Origin of the sequence: Streptomyces sp. NPDC048612, assembly GCF_043199295.1 — a bacterium.
Taxonomy (GTDB): Bacteria; Actinomycetota; Actinomycetes; order Streptomycetales; family Streptomycetaceae; genus Streptomyces.
The window spans coordinates 623,262-640,549 of record NZ_JBICVV010000001.1; the positions used below are offsets into that span (position 1 = coordinate 623,262).

The window sequence follows — 17,288 nt, forward strand, 5'->3', positions numbered from 1 at the left end:
GAGGGATGCGGACAGCGGCGGCGGCCGCCGACTCCGCCCCGCGAGGCAAGTGCGGCCTTCGGGGCGTCGAGTAGGTCCAGCCAACTCGCCATGCCCGTAAGGAAGTTACGGACCGACGCCGTAACTTTGTCTCGAACAGCCGCCCAGAAAATGGAAGTTGAAGGTGGTGCGCACCATCCGGGGCCTCTTGGAGCTGTCGCGGAGGCGGAGTTCGGGAGGGCGCTCACCCCGGAGTGCTTCCCGCCCGGCACCGTCCCCGCAGAGGTCCCCCCGAGTGCTCCGTCGCGCATCGGACCGCTACTCCTTCCCGTCGCCAGGCTGCCTTGGTGAAGGTCGGCCCGGCGGTCACCGTGAAGGCGCCACCGCGGGCCCGACCTCGCCCTCCCCGTTCAGGTGGTTTCCGATGACGGGCATCCTGCGGCATGCCCCTTGCGGCGGTCTGGCCGGGACGCTGCCTGATTCCTGCCGTTCGCTGCGGCGTTTTCTGGCCATCCTTGCCGAAACCCCTGCGGACTCCTTGCCGTTCGCTTGCCGCCGGTGAGGATGATCTTGGAACGCTTCGTCCTCTATGCAAGGCTCCGCTTCGGTAGGGCACCGGCCGCCCGGCGCCACCCCACCTGCCGGCACGATTGCGCGTGCGAGAAAGATTGGGAGCGATATGCCTTCATCCCTGACGCCGAATTCGCCCCCGACCACTCCGGCCCCCGAGTCCGGGCCGCACGGGACATCCCTCCTGCTGAGTGTTCTGGGTCCCATGTCGGCGCACCACGACGGCAGCGACCTCCCACTCGGTCCGCCACGCCGCAGGGCCCTGCTCGCGTTGCTTCTCATACGCCTGGGGCGTGTGGTGCCCACGGAACTGCTCATCGAGGAGCTGTGGGGCGCGGAACCCCCGCGTCAGGCCGTCGCCACGCTCCAGAGCCACGTCTCCCACCTGCGCCGCGCGCTCCAGCCCGTCTCCGGACCCGGCCGCCCCACCGTGCTGCGCCACCGCGCGCCCGGCTACGTCCTGGAACTCGCCCCCGAACAGATCGACACCTGCCGCTTCGAGCGCCTGATCGCCGACGGGCGGCGGCTGCTGGAGCGCCGCGAACCACGCGCCGCGCGCGACCGGTTCACGGCGGCCCTCTCCCTGTGGCGGGGCTCGCCCTACGCGGAGTTCGACAACCATCCCCCGCTCAGCGACGAGAGTTCACGGCTCGAAGACGTCCGGCTCACCGCCGTGGAGTCCTGCGCCGAGGCCCGGCTCACCCTCGGCGAGGCCCAGGAGGTCGCCGCCGACCTCGACCGCGAGGCCCGCCTCCACCCCGCGCGCGAGCGCCTGGTCGGCCACCTGATGACGGCGCTGTCCCGGCTCGGGCGGCAGGCCGAGGCGCTCGAAGCGTACGAACGCACCCGCGCCCACCTGGACGAGGAGTTCGGCGTGGGCACCGCCGCCGAACTCCGCAGGGTCAGGACCGCGATCCTGCGCCAGGAACCAGGGGCGGGCGGGCCCACCGCGGGCCCACGCCCCGGTCTCCCCGAACCCGCAGGGCCCGCCCAGGGAGCCACGGCGACCGGAGCCGCCCCGGCGGACGAGGGCGTATGGGCACGAGGGACGGAAGCACGCCCGCCGCACACGGCGCAGGTGTCCCAGCCGCCCGCAGCGGCCGAGGCGTCCGGCCGGACCGGCAGGGCACCGGCGGCTCCGGCCGGGCCCTTCGCCCCGCACGGTGACGACGTCGTACTCCAGGACGGCGCGCCGCCCGCGAGGCCGGGGAGAGCCGGACACACGGCCATGGACCGAGCGGGAGCGGACGGCGCCCCGCCCGGACCGGGACCCGCGCACCCGCCGGTGCCGACGGCCACGGACCCGTGGCCGGCTCCCGCGAACTCCCGCTCGGCCAGCGCGGATTCGGGGTACGGCGGTCGACCCGGTCAGGAAGCGAAGGCCCGGGAGCACGGAACGGGCACCGAGACCATACGGCCGGTGTGCGGCGGGCCGGGCACCCAGTCACCGTTCACCGGCCGCAGCGCGGAGTTACAGCGCCTGACCGCCGCGGCGGCGGGCGCGCTCGCCGGTCTCGGTCATGTGGCGGGCGTCCTCGGCCCCGCCGGCGTCGGCAAGACCCGTCTGCTGCTCGAACTCGCCCCCCGGCTCGGAGCCGCCCGCGCCGGCCAGAACGGTGCCGGTCACAACGGTCCGGCCGATGCCGGCCTGGAGGTGATCTGGAGCCACTGCTTCCTGGGCGAGGGCGTACCGCCCTACTGGCTCTGGACCCAGATCCTCAGACGGCTGTCCACCACCCGCCCGGAGGACTTCCGCGAGGTGGCGGAGCCGTTCGGCACCCTGCTCGCCCCACTGCTGCCCGAGCGCGCGGCCCGGCCCAGCGCACCGGCCCCGGAATCCGACTGGGGCCGCGCCCGGTTCCTCACCCACGACGCGGTCTGCGAGGTCCTGCTCGCCCTCGCCGCCCGGCGCCCGCTGGTCCTGCTCATGGAGGACCTGCACTGGGCCGACACCGCCTCCCTGGACCTCCTCAGACTGCTGAGCACCCGCAGCCAGGGGCACCCGCTCTGCATCGTGCTGACCGCCCGCGAGTACGAGGCCGAGTCCGACGCGACACTGCGCCGCATGCTCTCCGAGATCCTGCGCGGCCCCAGGACCGAGACCCTGCGGCTCGGCGGCCTCTCCCGGCACGCCGTCGCCGCCCTCGTCGTCGCCCAGGCCGGCCCCGGCGTCGACGCGAGAGTCGTCGAGGTGCTGCACCGCCGCAGCGAGGGCAACCCGTACTTCGTCATGCAGCTGCTCTCCCTCCTGGGCGATGCGCGCAGCCTGCGCCGGCCCGACGCGGTGGACGTGCTCCTGACCCGCGTCCCGACGGGCGTCCGCGAGGCCCTGCACCAGCGGTTCGCCACACTGCCCGAGCCGGTGCTGCGCGTGCTGCGGCTGTGCGCCGTCATCGGCACCGAGGTCGACACCGATCTGCTGCAGCGCACCGCCACCGAGGACGAACCGGTCGCCACGGCACTGGAGTCGGCGATCCGGGCCGGGCTGCTCGGCGAGGACCCGCACCACCCGGAGCGGCTCCACTTCACCCACGCCCTGGTCCAGGAGACCCTGATCGACGACCTTCCCCGCGAGGACCGCCAGCGGCTGCACGCGAGGGTCGCCGAGGGGATATCCGCCCGCAGGCTCGGGCAGGTGGACGACGCGGAGATCGAGCGGGTCGCCCACCACGCCTGGCACGCCAAGACGGCACTGCCGACCGCCGAGACACTGCCCCTGCTGCTGCGCGCCGCCGAGCAGGCGGAGCAGCAACTCGCCTACGAACAAGTGGAGACCTGGCTGCGCCGCGCGGTGCACCTGATCGGCCTGCTGCCGCCCGGCGACCCCTCGGCCGCCTCCCTGAACCAGCGGCTGCACGTCCAGCTCGGCCAGGTGCTGGCCACCACCCGGGGCTACGGCCATGCCGAGGCCGAGACGGCACTCGCCCGCGGATGGGCCCTCAGCGCGGCCACCGGTTCCCCCGAGGACCCGTCGGTGCTCTGGGCCCTGTGCGCGGCGTACATCGTCACCGGCCGCTACGACGCCTCACGCCAGTTCTCGGGCCTGCTCCGCGACCTCGCCGACCGGTCCGGCCAGCCGGTGGCGGTGCTCGGCGCCGCCTACGGCGAGGGCATCGTCCTGCACGTACGCGGCCAGTTGCGGCAGGCGCTCGCCGAGCTGGAACACGGCGTCGCGATGGCGGACGGGTACGCCAGCGAGGGCCACTCCCTGGCCCGCACCTTCCAGCACGACCCGCGCGTCTCCTGCCGCTCCTACGACACCTTCACCCACTGGCTCATGGGCGACCGCACCGCCGCCGCGGCACGCCGCCGCGAGTTGCTGCGCCTGACCGAGTACGACAGCAGGCCCTCCGACCGTTCCTTCGCCCTCTACGTGGACGCGGTCGTGGCGGCCTGGGAGGGCGATGCCCGCCGGGCCCGCTCCTCCGGCGCCGAGGGGGTCCGCCTGGCGGACGAACACGGACTGCTCTACTGGAAGGCGATGCTCGGCGTCCTGGAGGGCTGGGGTCTCACCCACACCGGCCAGGAGGAGGGCCTCACCCTGATGTACGCCTCCCTCGCCGAACTCCGCGCCTCCAGAACCCACTTGCGCCGCCCCCTCCACCTGGGCCTCCTCGGCCAGGCCCAGCACCGCGCCGGACGGACCGAGGACGCGAGGACCACCTTCCGTTCCCTCCTCGCAGCCGTCGGCCAGAGCGACGAACATGTCTACCTCCACCCGGAACTCCCCGCCACCCGCCTCCTCCACGACCTCCTGGGCCGTGGCGCCACGGAGGCGGTGGAGGCCGGCTGAGGGAGACGAGCCCCTAGGTGCCCACGGCCCCGGGGGCGCTGACACGGCCGGCCGCCCCGCCGCCCGCCGCCGTGGCGCCCCCGCCTCCCACTGCCCCGTCCCCCTCCCTCCCCTACGTCAACTGCGTAATACAGCTATCCACGCATGAACGCACGGCTCCTTGTCCGCAGGCCCCCACCGGTGCGCCCGGCCTTGCCCCTCATGCCGAGTGGCGGGCGTGAGTGCCGGGCATGAGTGCCGGGCGGGAGTGTCGGGCGTGGCACCCACACTCCCGGGCGGGAAGGCGGGACGATCACCGCGGCGGGCGGGGTGCGTGCCGCGCCCGTCGGCCGGCTCTCTCACCGGCCGGTGTTCCCGTGCCGCCGGCCGGAGCGCACGGTGCCGGCCCGAACGAAGAGGCCACCGCTTCCACAGGGAGGCCCGGGAGATCCGGGAGATCCAGAGATCCGCACCCGGTTCACGTGGCTCACGACCTGGCCCAAGGGCATCGCTCCCCGTGTGCCGGTCACGGCTGACGGAAGCGAAGGAGACCACGTATGGCAGGTCAGTGGAGCCGGCGCCGGGACGCCGTCGTCATCGGGGGCGGGCTTGCCGGCCTGGCCTGTGCGCTCGACCTCAGTCGTGCGGGCCTGCTCGTGGAACTGTATGAAGCGGGTGACGAGGTCGGTGGCCGTATGCGGACGGACCGCCGGGACGGCTTCGTTCTGGATCGTGGCTTCCAGGTGTTCAACACCGCCTATCCGCAGGTGAAGCGCCGCCTGCCGCTGCGGGAACTGCGGCTGCGGCCGTTCACCCCCGGCGTGCTGGCCCACACCCCGTCGGGCGTCGCGCGGATCACGGACCCCACCCGGCGGCCACGCGAGGCGGGCAGCCTCCTGCCCGGTCGCGTCCTGGGCGCACGTGACCTCGCGGCCCTGGCCGCCCTGACCGCCCGGGACATGCTGGCCCCTCCAGCCCTTCTCAAGCGTGGCGGGGACCGCAGCACCGCCGACGCACTCGCCGGAAGCGGCCTGTCGGCAAAAGCGGTGGACGAACTGCTGCGGCCCTTCCTCGCCGGCGTGTTCCTGGAGAAGGAACTGGAGACATCGGCCCGGTTCTTCCATCTGGTGTGGCGCAGTATGGCCCGCGGCACGCTCTGCCTGCCCGCGCAGGGCATCGGCAGCGTGCCACGCCTCCTGGCCGGCCGGCTGCCCGCGGGCACCGTACGGCTTGAGTCCCCTGTCGCGGCCGTCACTGATGACGGAGTACTGCTGCGGGACGGCACCGAACGCCCGGCCGAGGTGGTGGTCGTCGCCACGGACGCCGTCACGGCCTCCGGGTTGCTTCCCGGCCTGCCCGTGCCACCCGGGCGGACCGTCACCACCTACTACCACGCGGCCGAGACCCCGCCCCTGCGGGAACCGACCCTCATGGTCGACAGCACCCTGGCCGTGCTCAACACCTGCGTGCTCACCGAGGTCACCACGACCTACGCACCTCCCGGCACCGCCCTGGTGTCGACCTCCGTCCTCGGCGGTGATCCGCCGGGCGCCGAGACCGCGGTGCGTCGGCGTCTGGCGGAGCTGTACGGCACGGACACCGCGCCCTGGCAGCTCGTGGCGACGTACACCGTCGAGCAAGCGCTGCCCGCGATGCGCCCGCCGTGGCCGACCAGCCGCAGCACCCGCTTCACCAAGGGACGGTACGTCTGCGGTGACCACCGGGCGACCGGCTCGGTGCAGGGCGCTCTGGCCTCGGGCAGCCGGGCCGCCCGGGAGGTGCTGGCAGACCTCCGCGGCAGCTGAGACCGTCGCCCGTGCCCGGCACGGACAGCCTGGGAGACGCACGTTGCCCGCCCCGCCCCGCCCTGCCCCGCAACGAGACGAGACGAGACGAGACGAGACGAGACGACGGGACAACGGGGGCAACCGCCGCAGAGGTCCACCCGCGGCGATCCCGCCCACCGCCGCCGCGACAGCCCGGACGGAACGGAGGAACCCCGCATGCACTGGCTCTTCGGCGACCAGCTCGGACCGCACTTCCTGCGGCCCTCGCAGGACAGCGGTCCCACACGCGAGGAACCGTTGCTGATGATCGAGGCCCGGTCGGTGTTCCGGCGCCGGCGTTTCCACCGTGCCAAGGCCCACTTGGTGCTCTCCGCCATGCGTCACCGGGCGGCCGAACTCGGTGACCGGGTCACCTACGTCCGCGCGGACACCTACCGGGAGGCGCTGGAACGGGTGGTGGGCGGCGGCGAGCGGCTGACCGTGCACCATCCGACCTCCTACGCCGCAGTGAAGCTCGTGCGCTCCCTGCCACAGGTCACCATGGGCCCCGCGCGTGGATTCCTGGTGCCCATGGACGACTTCGCCGCATGGGCGGACGAGCGCGGCGGCGAGCGGCTGCGCCAGGAGGATTTCTACCGGTGGGTGCGACGCTGCCATGACCTGCTGATGGACGGTGACGCGCCGGCCGGCGGCCGGTGGAACTACGACCACGACAACCGGGAGCCCCCGCCGCGCACACCTTCCCTGCCGGTTCCCGCCCCCTACCGGCCGCGTGAGGACGAGATCGACGAAGAGGTCCGCCGCGACCTCGACCGCTGGGAGAGGGACGGTGAGGTGTCCTTCGTCGGACGGGACGGGCCGCGCCTCTTCCCGGCAACCCGAGCCGAGGCACGACGAGCCCTGCGACGCTTCCTCGCCCACCGGCTCGCCACGTTCGGCCCGTACGAGGACGCGATGCTCGCCGCCGACCCCGTCATGAGCCACAGCCTGCTGTCCGCCGCGCTCAACCTCGGCCTGCTCGATCCCGCCGAGTGCGTCGAACAGGCCGAAGCGGCGTGGCGCGCGGGCCGGGCACCCCTGAACAGCGTCGAGGGCTTCGTCCGGCAGATCGCCGGCTGGCGCGAGTACGTATGGCAGCTCTACTGGTACTTCGGCGAGGAGTACCGGCACTCGAACGCGCTCCGGCACACCGCCCCGCTGCCCGCCTGGTGGAACGACCTCGACGCGGACGACGTCCGCGCACGCTGCCTCCGGACCGTGCTGGCCCAGGTACGCGACTCCGGATGGACCCACCACATCCCCCGGCTGATGATCCTCGGCAGCTACGCCCTCCAGCACGGCTGGGAGCCGGCCGCCGTCACGGACTGGTTCCACCGCTGCTTCGTCGACGGCTACGACTGGGTGATGGTCCCCAACGTCATCGGCATGTCCCAATACGCCGACGGCGGCCGCATGACCACCAAGCCCTACACCTCCGGCGGCGCCTACGTGAACCGCATGAGCGACCTGTGCCGCCCCTGCCCCTACCGCCCAGGCGACCGCACCGGCCCACACGCCTGCCCCTACACCGCGGCCTACTGGACCTTCCTCGACCGCCACCGCCCCAGACTCGAACACAACCACCGCACCGCCCGCGCCGTACACGGCCTGGACCGCCTCACCGACCTCTCCGAACTCCGCCGCCAGGAACGAGCACGCGGCGACGGGCCGCCGTGAGGGGTGCGTCCGACGGGCCGTGACATACGGGGTTCATGCCGGCACCGGGCCTTGGTCCGACCAGGACGACAGGACGGCCTGCCCGGGCCCCAAGTCAGATGCCTCCCCCCCCCGGGGGGATGTGACTGAGGTCACTTGCATTGGTGGCGAGTGGCTCCTGTGTGACCTGTGAGGCGCAATTGGGCAGGTCGCGGCAGTCGCCGACCGGATGCGCAAGCCTCCATGTAGTGCACACGAACTCACCACAAAGACCGCACGAGCACGCTAACCCCGCCCTTCGAGGCCAAGCCTGCTAACGTCAACCTGGTTGACGATTACGGGGGATAACTCAACATGTCTGTTTCCATTGGGGATCAGTCTCGAAAAAGCGGTTCGTTATCGGACATCGGGAGCATGGCAGGCGCCTCTGCAGTGTGGACGGCCGCCGACGTCACAAACTGGATTGTTGAGTACCTGGACGAGGAACTGAGGTTGTCGGCGGCCGAAGTTGACCGCGACGCGACCTTCTCCTCCCTCGGCCTCGGCTCGCAGGCCGCTGCTGCCATGGTCAGCCACCTAGGTCGTCAGCTCGGCCGAGATCTCCCGGTCGCCACACTGTGGGCCTTTCCGACGGTGAACGGGCTTGCCGCAGCTGTGGTGTCCGACAGCCGCGACTACCGCGACAACCACGTTTCACCTCTTCAGCCCGTCGGCGAGGGTATGGGCGAGCCACTTGCGGTCGTGTCCATGGCCACGCGGCTGAGCGCGACCGGAGTCTCCGTCGGAAGCATCTGGAACGAATACGGCGCGGCATCGCGCCCTGGGCGGCACACCCCTGCACACGGCGACCGAATCGAGTTCAGACCCCCGGTCGGCAACTCCTCCGACCGGATGAGGCAGTTCGGAAAGGTAACCATCATGACCTCGTTCACCAGCCATGACCTCTCGTCGGCACCGGAGGGTTCGCGGCCCATCATGGAGAACACCAACAAGGGATTTGGCTTCCTGCCGTCGCCGATCAAGCTGATGGCAGAGTCTCCGGAGCTGCTTGCGGGATTCATGAGTGGCAACGCGCTGTTCAACAAGACCACCCTGAGCCCGCTCGAGCGTGAGGTCTTCATTCTCACCATGGCCACCAAGGTGGAGTGCCACTACTGCGTGGCCATGCACTCCTCCATCCTGACGCGCCAGGGCGCCGACGCGGACCTCGTCGAGACCCTGCGGGCCCGCAAGCCACTGTCGGACTCAAAGCTGGAGGCCATGCGGGAGTTCACCCTTGCGGTGATGGAGGGACACGGACACGTCGAGCCGCAGAAGATGGAGGCGTTCCTCGGCGCCGGCTACACGCAGAGGAACGCACTCGAGGTGGTGCTCGGGCTGGGCGTCTACACCATCTCGACGTACGCGAACCGCATGACCGAGGCCCCCGTGGACGAGCCCTTCAAGTTCTTCGAGTGGCACGGCGAGCACTGAATGACGACGGCACAGTGGCCCTCAAGCCGTTCAACAAAGTCGCGCTCGGCAACGGCTTTGTCGAAACCTTGTACGCCACAGACGCCGCGAACCATCCCAAGACTCTGGCCGTTCGGGTCGACGGCGCTGCCATGAAGTCGCTGCCGACAGCGCCGATGCACGACGGCCAGACATGTTTTGACAAGGATGGCGACGGCATCAGCCTGGAGACGGACTGCGCCAGCGGTCATGAGCGTGACCTGTGGTTCCCCAAGCTCGACGGTCTGCCTTTCAAGTGGCTGATGTTCAACTGGCAGATGCACGGGCACGGTCCCACGCATGTCTTCGACAAGCCGCACTTCGACATGCACTTCTTCATCCAGGATTTCTCGGCGCGGAATCAGATAAGGACCGGGCCGTGCAACCTCGTGATCAATTGCGATGACGATGCGAAGGCGAAGAAGGCGGTTCCGGCGCCTTACGGGCCCGAGGGCTGGGGACTGCCCGGAGCTGCCGGCCGCATGGGCAATCACCTGATCGACCCCAACGCGGCTCCGGCCAACGGAGACCCGTTCACCCAGGCGTTCGCCTACGGCACCTGGGATGGGCACGTCAGCTTCTGGGAGCCGGTAGTGAACAAGGACTGGATCGTCGAGACGAAGCCGTCAGCGGCGTGCCGGTCGATACCCCAGACGCCCGCGGTCGAAGTGTCCGGGTACTACCCGACCCAGATGTGCTCTCGCTACGGTTCGACCGGTGACCTGACGTTCACGTTGGAGAAGTTCGTGAAACGTACGGCGCCGAGTGGGGCCACAGCTCCTGCCTGGGCCAACTGAAGTCCGGCCTGCCATCTGCCGGTGTGGTTCACGATCCGTGAGCCACACCGGCAGCGCATACCGCGGCCGGTCCCCGGAGCGGCCCACAGGCTTCTTCCGCCCCGTCCGACGGGTGGTGGTCAGCCCCCCAGCCACCCGACGATCCGCTCAAAGCCGTCTGGACGGCCAAGCTGAGCCAGCGTGTCCTCCATCGAGCCCATCTCGCGCTCACCCACTGTCGTGGCCCACTCATCGCGTAGTTGGTTCAGGAGCTGGCCGGACAGGCTGAGCGCCTCCACGCCGCGCTCCGTCAGAGCGACCTGGATCTGACGCTGATCCGTGGCGTTCCGACAACGCTGCGCGTAGCCGAGGCGCTCCAGGCTCGCCACCGTCTTGCTGGCAGCCTGTTTGGACACTCCCAGCCTCCTCCCGAGGTCAGAGATGCTGCCGCCCCGGCTGATCATTTGCATGGCGATGCCGTGGGCCGGGCGCAGATCGGGGTGGCCCAGATCGGCAAGGCGCACGTGCAGCTCCTCGATCAGGGTGCGAAACGTGGTCAGCAGAAGGAAAGGAAGCGCGTTCCCGGGGCGTTGGGGCGGCATGGTGGGACCCGATACTCCAGCCGTTCATCGTGATCGTTCTGGGAGCGCCCCGGAGACGGCCGGGGCCCGATGGCCATCGATCGGGGTGCAGCCACACGATGACCAGGCGATGATTTCGGAGACAGCCTAGACCCCGCAGGCCGTTGGCTTTCCCCGCTCCGCAGAGGGACGCCCGAAGTCTCCCCTTCCCGTGTCACCAACCACCGAAGACATCGACGTCGTGGCGGGCTGCCCGCCTGATTCGGTACCAACGGAGAGCTTTCGGGCCGCCAACGCGTAGGTTCTCGCTCCGAGTCTCGACGGTAGCCCGGCGGGAGATGAACTCGGCCCGGTCGGTGGCGGTGTCCGCTGGAGCCGTTGCACGCTCCCCGGCTGCCCCTGTGGATACTGATCACCATGGATACCGACTTCGATCCAGAAGCCCTGCGCCCGAACGAAGCGCCCGCGCCGCACGCACTGCTCGCCCCGCTGACCGGGTTCCTGGGCACCTGGGTCGGCCGGGGCAGCGGCGGATACCCGACGCTTCCCGAGGAGTTCACGTACGCGCAGGAGGTCACCTTCAGTCACGACGGGCGTCCCTTTCTCCACTACGAGTCGCGCGCCTGGCTGCTCGATGCGGACGGCACCCCACTGCGGCCGTCGGCCCGGGAGAGCGGCTGGTGGCGGCTGCAGCCCGACGGTCGCGTGGAAGCCTTGATCACCCAGCCCACGGGCATTGCCGAGATCCTGGTCGGCCGTGCCGCCGACGGTGTGGCCGACCTCAGCACCCATGAGGTGGCGCTCACCCCCACCGCCAAGGAAGTCAACGCCACCCGCCGCCGCTACACCCTGACCGATGAAGGCACGCTCAGCTTCGTCCACGACCTCGCGGCGGTCGGCCAGCCGCTGCAACACCACCTGTCGGTACAGCTTCGACGCACGGACCGAAGCTAGGCGTGTTGTGAACGCGCCTAGCGCTACACCCAGCCAGTGATGTTCGGGTCGCGCTCGATCAGCTCAGTGATGCCGGCCTGCTGTGCCCGTGCGATCCGGGCGGCGTCGGCTTGCGCGCGCTCCTGGGCGGACTTCTCCCAGTTCGCGGGCTGCATGAACATCATGGCGTTGCTGCCAGGGACGACCATGACGCCGCCGAAGAGCGGATCACCGGCGAACCAAACGCCGCCGTCCTCGGCACCCTTGGGCCAGCGCCGCACCGTCGTGGCGTTGATGGCTCGCATGCGAGGGGCGCCGTGCCGGCCGCGGCTGGAGATTTTGATCGTGTGAAGAGTGCCGAGGTACTTCCACTCGTCCCCGTTCCTGTCTCCCGCCTTCCTGTCCACTCGCGTTCGGTATTCGAGCGGATAGGTGTGCAGCACCTTCCTGCACACGTTCAAGCGTCGCCCATGGCCGACCCTGAGTGCCAGAAAGACGAGCACCCACATGCCGAACGGGATGGGCAGCACCAGGAAGAGGGTGTTCGGCGCCCCCAGCGAGGTCAGCACCAACGGCAGCGCCATCAGAGAGAGCGCGACGGCGAGGCGTCCGGCGACATGCCGCTTCAGCAGTTCGGCATTGCGCTTCAGGACCTGCTCAACATCAGGTGCCTTTGGTTCAGTCATAGGCTCCATGAAACCCTCATCCGAAGGCGCTCCTGGCCGCCGCAACCATGGATGAGTCCGGCGCCGGCTTTCCGGCCCTGCCCGCATCGGCCTCGTCGCCGGACGGGGATGGACCAGTGAAGCTCAGTGCATGGGTGGCGTCGAGATTCAACGCTCGGGAAGTCCTCCGCCATCTCGTCCGCGGATATCACTAGTTGAGTCACCATGCTCTCGGACCCGCCGAAGCCCGTGACCGCCACCGTGCCCTGTCGGACATCTCCCATGGCGGTCGCCGTTTCGTGGCCCCGCCTGCCTGCTGTTGAGCGCCCACGATGCCCTGTTCCGCCACAACACCAAGCCCCTCGAAAGAGAGGCGCCTGACAGCCGAATACCCAGCTCAGACGCCTCTCTTCGGGTCCTCAGCATACAAAGCTCAGAAGAACCCCAGCTTCTTCGCCGAGTAGCTCACCAGCAGGTTCTTCGTCTGCTGGTAGTGATCCAGCATCATCTTGTGCGTCTCCCTGCCGATGCCGGACTGCTTGTAGCCGCCGAAGGCGGCGTGGGCCGGGTAGGCGTGGTAGCAGTTGGTCCAGACGCGGCCGGCCTGGATGGCGCGGCCCGCGCGGTAGGCGGTGGAGCCGTCACGGGTCCAGACGCCGGCGCCGAGGCCGTAGAGGGTGTCGTTGGCGATGCCGATGGCGTCGTCGAAGTCGCTGAAGGGGGCCACGGCCACCACGGGGCCGAAGATCTCCTCCTGGAAGACCCGCATCTCGTTGTTGCCCTCGAAGATGGTCGGGCGGACGTAGTAGCCGCCCTCCAACTCGCCGCCCAGTTCGGCGCGGGAGCCGCCGGTCAGGATGCGGGCGCCCTCCTTCTGGCCGATGTCCAGGTAGGAGAGGATCTTCTCCAGCTGGTCGTTGGAGGCCTGGGCGCCGATCATGGTGTCGGTGTCCAGCGGGTGCCCCTGGAGGATCTTCTCCGTGCGGGCCACCCCGGCCTCCAGGAAGTCCTGGTAGTGCCCGCGCTGGATCAGCGCCCGGGACGGACAGGTGCACACCTCGCCCTGGTTGAGGGCGAACATGGTGAAGCCCTCCAGCGCCTTGTCGTGGAAGTCGTCCGCGGCGGAGGATACGTCGTCGAAGAAGATGTTGGGGCTCTTGCCGCCCAGTTCGAGGGTCACCGGGCGCAGGTGCTCGGAGGCGTACTGCATGATCAGGCGGCCGGTGGTGGTCTCGCCGGTGAAGGCGACCTTGGCGACCCGGGGGCTGGAGGCCAGCGGTTTGCCGGCCTCGGCGCCGAAGCCGTTGACGATGTTGACCACGCCGGGCGGCAGCAGGTCCGCGATCAGGCTCATCCAGAAGTGCACCGAGGCAGGTGTCTGTTCGGCCGGCTTCAGGACCACCGCGTTGCCGGCGGCCAGGGCCGGGGCCAGCTTCCAGGTCGCCATCAGGATGGGGAAGTTCCAGGGGATGATCTGGGCGACGACGCCGAGCGGCTCGTGGAAGTGGTAGGCGACGGTGTCCTCGTCGATCTCCGACAGGGAGCCCTCCTGCGCCCGGATGGCGCCCGCGAAGTAGCGGAAGTGGTCGATGGCGAGCGGGATATCGGCCGCCAGGGCCTCCCGTACGGGCTTGCCGTTCTCCCAGCTCTCCGCGACCGCCAGGGCCTCCAGGTTCTGTTCCATCCGGTCGGCGATCTTGTTGAGCACGGCGGCGCGTTCGGCGGCGGCCGTGCGGGCCCAGCCCGGGGCGGCCGCGTGCGCCGCGTCCAGGGCGCGCTCGACGTCCTCGGCGGTGCCGCGGGCGACCTCCGTGAACGGCGTGCCGTTGACCGGGGTCGGGTTCTCGAAGTACCGGCCCTGCGCGGGCGCCACGTACTCGCCGCCGATCCAGTGGTCGTAGCGGGGCTGATAGCTCATCACGGCCTCGGCGGAACCCGGGCTGGCGTAACGGGCCATGGTGCGGCCTCCCAATCGCTCTCGGCGCGGTGCCCGCCACTCCCGTGTGACGGGCGTTGAGCGCAGGCTAGAGCCGGGGAGGTTGCCGGAACGTTGCGACGCGGGTGGCGACCGGCGCGTCCACCGCACCGGCAGGGCCGCCGGCCAGGCCGTACGCCGCGCGCAGCCGGTGCGTGGTGGCCAGCGGGGCGCTGCGGGCGGGGGAGCGCTCCGGGAGGGCGTCCACCAGGGCCTCCCAGATCTCCAGGTCGTCCTCGCCCCAGGAGGTGCGCGACCACTCGCGCAGCAGACCGGGATCGCGGGCACCGAGCAGCGCCGACCGCAGCCGGTCCGCCAGCGCGCCGCGCAGCCGCTGCACACCGGGCGCCTCCGACGACGGGAGCAGCGGACCGCGGTAGACGTTCAGCGCTGCGCGCGCGTCGCCGGCCGTCAGCGCCTCCTCGACCGCGCCCAGATCGGTCTCGACGGGCCTGCTCAGCCGGTACGGACGGGAGTGCAGCAGGGTGCCGACCAGCTGCCGCAGCCGGGACAGCTCGGCCCGCAGCGTCACCGGGCGCATCTCGCGCTCGCCGTACAGCAGCACCGAGAGCTGATCACCCGTCAGCCCCTCTGGGTGCCGGGCCAGCAGCATCATGATCTCGCTGTGCCGGCGGCCGAGCCGCAGTCGCTCGCCGTCCCGCACCAGCAGCGCCTCGTCCCGGCCGAGCGCCGTCAGGCACACCCCCGACTCCGGTACGCCCGAGGCGAGATGGGCCTCCGCGGCACGGGCCGTGGCCTGCACCAGCGCCAGGCTGTGCGGACTGGCCACATGATCGCCGCCGGTGAGGTCCACCGCGCCCAGCAGTCGGCCGGTCCGTGGGTCGTGCAGCGGGGCGGCGGCACAACTCCAGCGCTGCACCTGCCGGTTGTAGTGCTCGGCGGCGAAGATCTGTACGGCGTGGTCGGCGGCGAGGGCGGTGCCCGGGGCGTTGGTGCCGGCGTGCCGTTCGTCCCAGCGGGCCCCGACGACGAAGTTCATCCGCTCGGCGTCGCGCCGCACCCCGCGGTGCCCCTCCACCCACAGCAGCCGGCCCTGCGGATCGCAGACGGCCAGCAGATGCGCGCCGTCCTGCGCGAAGCTGCCCAGCAGCTCCCGGAAGACCGGCATGGCGCGGGCCAGCGGATGCCCGTCCCGGTAGGCGCCCAGCGCGGCCTCGTCCAGCTCGATGGGCGCGGCGCCGTCCGCGGCCGCGTGCGCGTCGGCGGAACGGCGCCAGGAGTCGGCGACCACCTGGCGGACCGGCGGCAAGACGGTCCCGTCGGCCAGGAACGCGGCATGGGCTCTGCGCACCGTGCGGGTGCGCTCCACCGGATCGGCTCCGGTCTCCATCGCCAGCCAGGGGTTGACCACGTGTCACCTCTTCGAAGCGGCTCCTGCCCTCTTAGGGCCGATGGTGCTCGTACGGGACGGAGCCGTAAACCCCGCGTGACACGGCGGGGTGGCGCCGAGGGGTGCCGACCGTCCGCCCGGTACCGCTCCCGACGGCGAACGGGCGGGCGGCCGCCGCCACCCGCCCGCCCGCTTCCCGGCTCTCCGGCCGGGGACCGCTACCTGATGGCCTTGATCAGCTCACCGTTGGCGGTGTCGCCGCTCAGCTCCCAGAAGAACGTGCCGCCCAGCCCCTGGGCGTCCTTGAAGGCCATCTTCGTGCCGATGGTCTCCGGGGTGTCATAGCTCCACCACTGGTCGCCGCACCGGGCGTAGGCGGTGCCGGCCACCTTGCCGGTGGCCGGGCAGCGGCTCTTGAGCACCTTGTAGTCGTCGATTCCGGCCTCGTACTTGCCCGGTGCCGCGCCGGTCGCCGTACCGCCCGGTGCGTCCTGGGTGACGCCCGACCAGCCGCGCCCGTAGAAGCCGATGCCCAGCAGCAGCTTGTTCGCCGGAATGCCCAGGCCCTTGAGCTTGGCGAGGGTGTCGGTGCTGTTGAAGCCGGCCTTCGGGATGCCGCTGTACGACGTGAGCGGGGAGTGCGGGGCGGTCGGGCCCTTGGCGTCCCAGGCGCCGAAGTAGTCGTAGGTCATGGGGTTGTACCAGTCGACGTACTGGGCTGCGCCCGCGTAGTCGGCGGCGTCGATCTTGCCGCCGGCCGAGGCGTCCGCGGTGATCGCGGCGGTCACCAGGTTGCTCCCGCCGAACTTCGAGCGCAGCGCCTTCAGCACGTTGGTGAAGGCGTCCCGGCCGCTGGTGTCGCAGGTCAGACCGCAGGCGTTGGGGTACTCCCAGTCGATGTCGATGCCGTCGAAGACATCCGCCCAGCGTTTGTCCTCGACCAGGTCGTAGCAGGACTGCGCGAAGGCCGCCGGGTTCCTGGCGGCCTCGCCGAAGCCGCCCGACCAGGTCCAGCCGCCGAACGACCAGATCACCTTGAGGCCCGGGTGCAGCTTCTTGAGCTTTCTCAGCTGGTTGAAGTTGCCGCGCAGCGCCCCGTTGTCCCAGGTGTCCGCCTTGCCGTCGACGCTCTGGCCGGCGGTGTACGCCTTGTCGTAGTCGGCGTACGAGTCGCCGATGGCGCACTTGCCGCCCTGGACGTTGCCGAAGGCGTAGTTGATGTGGGTCAGCTTGGCCGCCGAGCCCGAGGTCTCGATGTTCTTGACGTGGTAATTGCGGTCGTAGACACCCCAGTTGGTGAAGTATCCGACGACCTTGCCGCCCGCCGCGGCGGGCGCCGTCCGGGCCGTGCCGTGCGGTGCGGTGGGGGCGTTCGCGGGGTCGGCGGCGGCCGGTCCGGCGAGCAGGGTGCCGGCCAGCGCCGCCGTACACAGCGCGGTGGCGGCGGCGATCACTCTGCGCGGTGAGCGCATCCGATGGGGTCTGAGCATGTCGTCTCCTCGGAGGGGGGTGGGGGTGCCCGCACACTCCCGAACGCCCGCCCGCCAGGCGGATGACGGGGGTTTCCGCGGACATCCCCTGGAGGGGGAGCCTGACCTGCGTCCGAATTGGCATGAACGCGTGAAACGTTGGGGGAGAAGGTAGAAGGACTAGACCAGTGAGTCAATGGTTCGGACCAATTTCCCCGCCGGGCCGGTGCCGAGCCGGTGCCGG

Annotated in this window: 11 protein-coding genes; 6 read left to right on the plus strand and 5 right to left on the minus strand. The window is 70.7% G+C overall.

Annotated features, from left to right (window positions below):
• Window positions 1–754 precede the first annotated feature (754 nt).
• The 5 genes from ACGFN2_RS02585 (at window position 755) to ACGFN2_RS02605 (ending at window position 10,091) form a co-directional block, all read left to right on the plus strand.
• Window positions 755–4,342, plus strand: a complete 3,588-nt coding sequence (locus ACGFN2_RS02585) for a BTAD domain-containing putative transcriptional regulator (RefSeq protein ID WP_393356959.1) — start codon at window positions 755–757, stop codon at window positions 4,340–4,342.
• 536 nt (window positions 4,343–4,878) lie between these two features.
• Window positions 4,879–6,126, plus strand: coding sequence for an NAD(P)/FAD-dependent oxidoreductase (locus ACGFN2_RS02590; RefSeq protein ID WP_393356961.1), 1,248 nt, complete (start codon window positions 4,879–4,881; stop codon window positions 6,124–6,126).
• A gap of 198 nt (window positions 6,127–6,324) precedes the next feature.
• On the plus strand, window positions 6,325–7,824 hold the full coding sequence (locus ACGFN2_RS02595; protein WP_393356963.1) for a cryptochrome/photolyase family protein: 1,500 nt from the start codon (window positions 6,325–6,327) through the stop codon (window positions 7,822–7,824).
• Between the two features lie 333 nt (window positions 7,825–8,157).
• Window positions 8,158–9,276 (plus strand): phosphopantetheine-binding protein, encoded by a 1,119-nt coding sequence (locus ACGFN2_RS02600; protein ID WP_393356965.1) that lies wholly within the window; start codon window positions 8,158–8,160, stop codon window positions 9,274–9,276.
• Window positions 9,258–10,091, plus strand: a complete 834-nt coding sequence (locus ACGFN2_RS02605) for a hypothetical protein (protein ID WP_393356968.1) — start codon at window positions 9,258–9,260, stop codon at window positions 10,089–10,091. Before ACGFN2_RS02600 ends, ACGFN2_RS02605 begins: the two co-directional genes overlap by 19 nt.
• A gap of 119 nt (window positions 10,092–10,210) precedes the next feature.
• On the opposite strand, the gene ACGFN2_RS02610 is transcribed toward ACGFN2_RS02605, so the two are convergent.
• A complete protein-coding gene (locus ACGFN2_RS02610; protein ID WP_362609374.1) occupies window positions 10,211–10,672 on the minus strand; it encodes a MarR family transcriptional regulator in 462 nt (153 codons plus the stop codon).
• A gap of 396 nt (window positions 10,673–11,068) precedes the next feature.
• Here ACGFN2_RS02610 and ACGFN2_RS02615 point away from each other — a divergent pair, with 396 nt between their 5' ends.
• Window positions 11,069–11,605 (plus strand): FABP family protein, encoded by a 537-nt coding sequence (locus ACGFN2_RS02615; RefSeq protein WP_393356971.1) that lies wholly within the window; start codon window positions 11,069–11,071, stop codon window positions 11,603–11,605.
• A gap of 23 nt (window positions 11,606–11,628) precedes the next feature.
• On the opposite strand, the gene ACGFN2_RS02620 is transcribed toward ACGFN2_RS02615, so the two are convergent.
• The 4 genes from ACGFN2_RS02620 to ACGFN2_RS02635 form a co-directional block, all read right to left on the minus strand.
• Window positions 11,629–12,270 (minus strand): hypothetical protein, encoded by a 642-nt coding sequence (locus ACGFN2_RS02620; RefSeq protein WP_393356973.1) that lies wholly within the window; start codon window positions 12,268–12,270, stop codon window positions 11,629–11,631.
• A 412-nt stretch (window positions 12,271–12,682) separates the two neighbouring features.
• Complete coding sequence (locus ACGFN2_RS02625) at window positions 12,683–14,206, minus strand: aldehyde dehydrogenase family protein (protein ID WP_393356975.1); 1,524 nt, start codon at window positions 14,204–14,206, stop codon at window positions 12,683–12,685.
• A gap of 67 nt (window positions 14,207–14,273) precedes the next feature.
• Window positions 14,274–15,596, minus strand: a complete 1,323-nt coding sequence (locus tag ACGFN2_RS02630) for a GAF domain-containing protein (RefSeq protein ID WP_393356977.1) — start codon at window positions 15,594–15,596, stop codon at window positions 14,274–14,276.
• A gap of 197 nt (window positions 15,597–15,793) precedes the next feature.
• On the minus strand, window positions 15,794–17,065 hold the full coding sequence (locus ACGFN2_RS02635) for a glycoside hydrolase family 18 protein (protein WP_393356979.1): 1,272 nt from the start codon (window positions 17,063–17,065) through the stop codon (window positions 15,794–15,796).
• Between the last annotated feature and the right edge of the window lie 223 nt (window positions 17,066–17,288).

What these genes read in the sequence shown, in the direction of transcription:
- ACGFN2_RS02585 (WP_393356959.1), top strand. Translation starts at nt 755, where the DNA reads ATGTCGGCGCACCACGACGGCAGCGACCTCCCACTCGGTCCGCCACGC.
- ACGFN2_RS02590 (WP_393356961.1), top strand. Translation starts at nt 4,879, where the DNA reads ATGGCAGGTCAGTGGAGCCGGCGCCGGGACGCCGTCGTCATCGGGGGC.
- ACGFN2_RS02595 (WP_393356963.1), top strand. Translation starts at nt 6,325, where the DNA reads ATGCACTGGCTCTTCGGCGACCAGCTCGGACCGCACTTCCTGCGGCCC.
- ACGFN2_RS02600 (WP_393356965.1), top strand. Translation starts at nt 8,158, where the DNA reads ATGTCTGTTTCCATTGGGGATCAGTCTCGAAAAAGCGGTTCGTTATCG.
- ACGFN2_RS02610 (WP_362609374.1), bottom strand. Translation starts at nt 10,672, where the DNA reads ATGCCGCCCCAACGCCCCGGGAACGCGCTTCCTTTCCTTCTGCTGACC.
- ACGFN2_RS02615 (WP_393356971.1), top strand. Translation starts at nt 11,069, where the DNA reads ATGGATACCGACTTCGATCCAGAAGCCCTGCGCCCGAACGAAGCGCCC.
- ACGFN2_RS02620 (WP_393356973.1), bottom strand. Translation starts at nt 12,270, where the DNA reads ATGACTGAACCAAAGGCACCTGATGTTGAGCAGGTCCTGAAGCGCAAT.
- ACGFN2_RS02625 (WP_393356975.1), bottom strand. Translation starts at nt 14,206, where the DNA reads ATGGCCCGTTACGCCAGCCCGGGTTCCGCCGAGGCCGTGATGAGCTAT.
- ACGFN2_RS02635 (WP_393356979.1), bottom strand. Translation starts at nt 17,065, where the DNA reads ATGCTCAGACCCCATCGGATGCGCTCACCGCGCAGAGTGATCGCCGCC.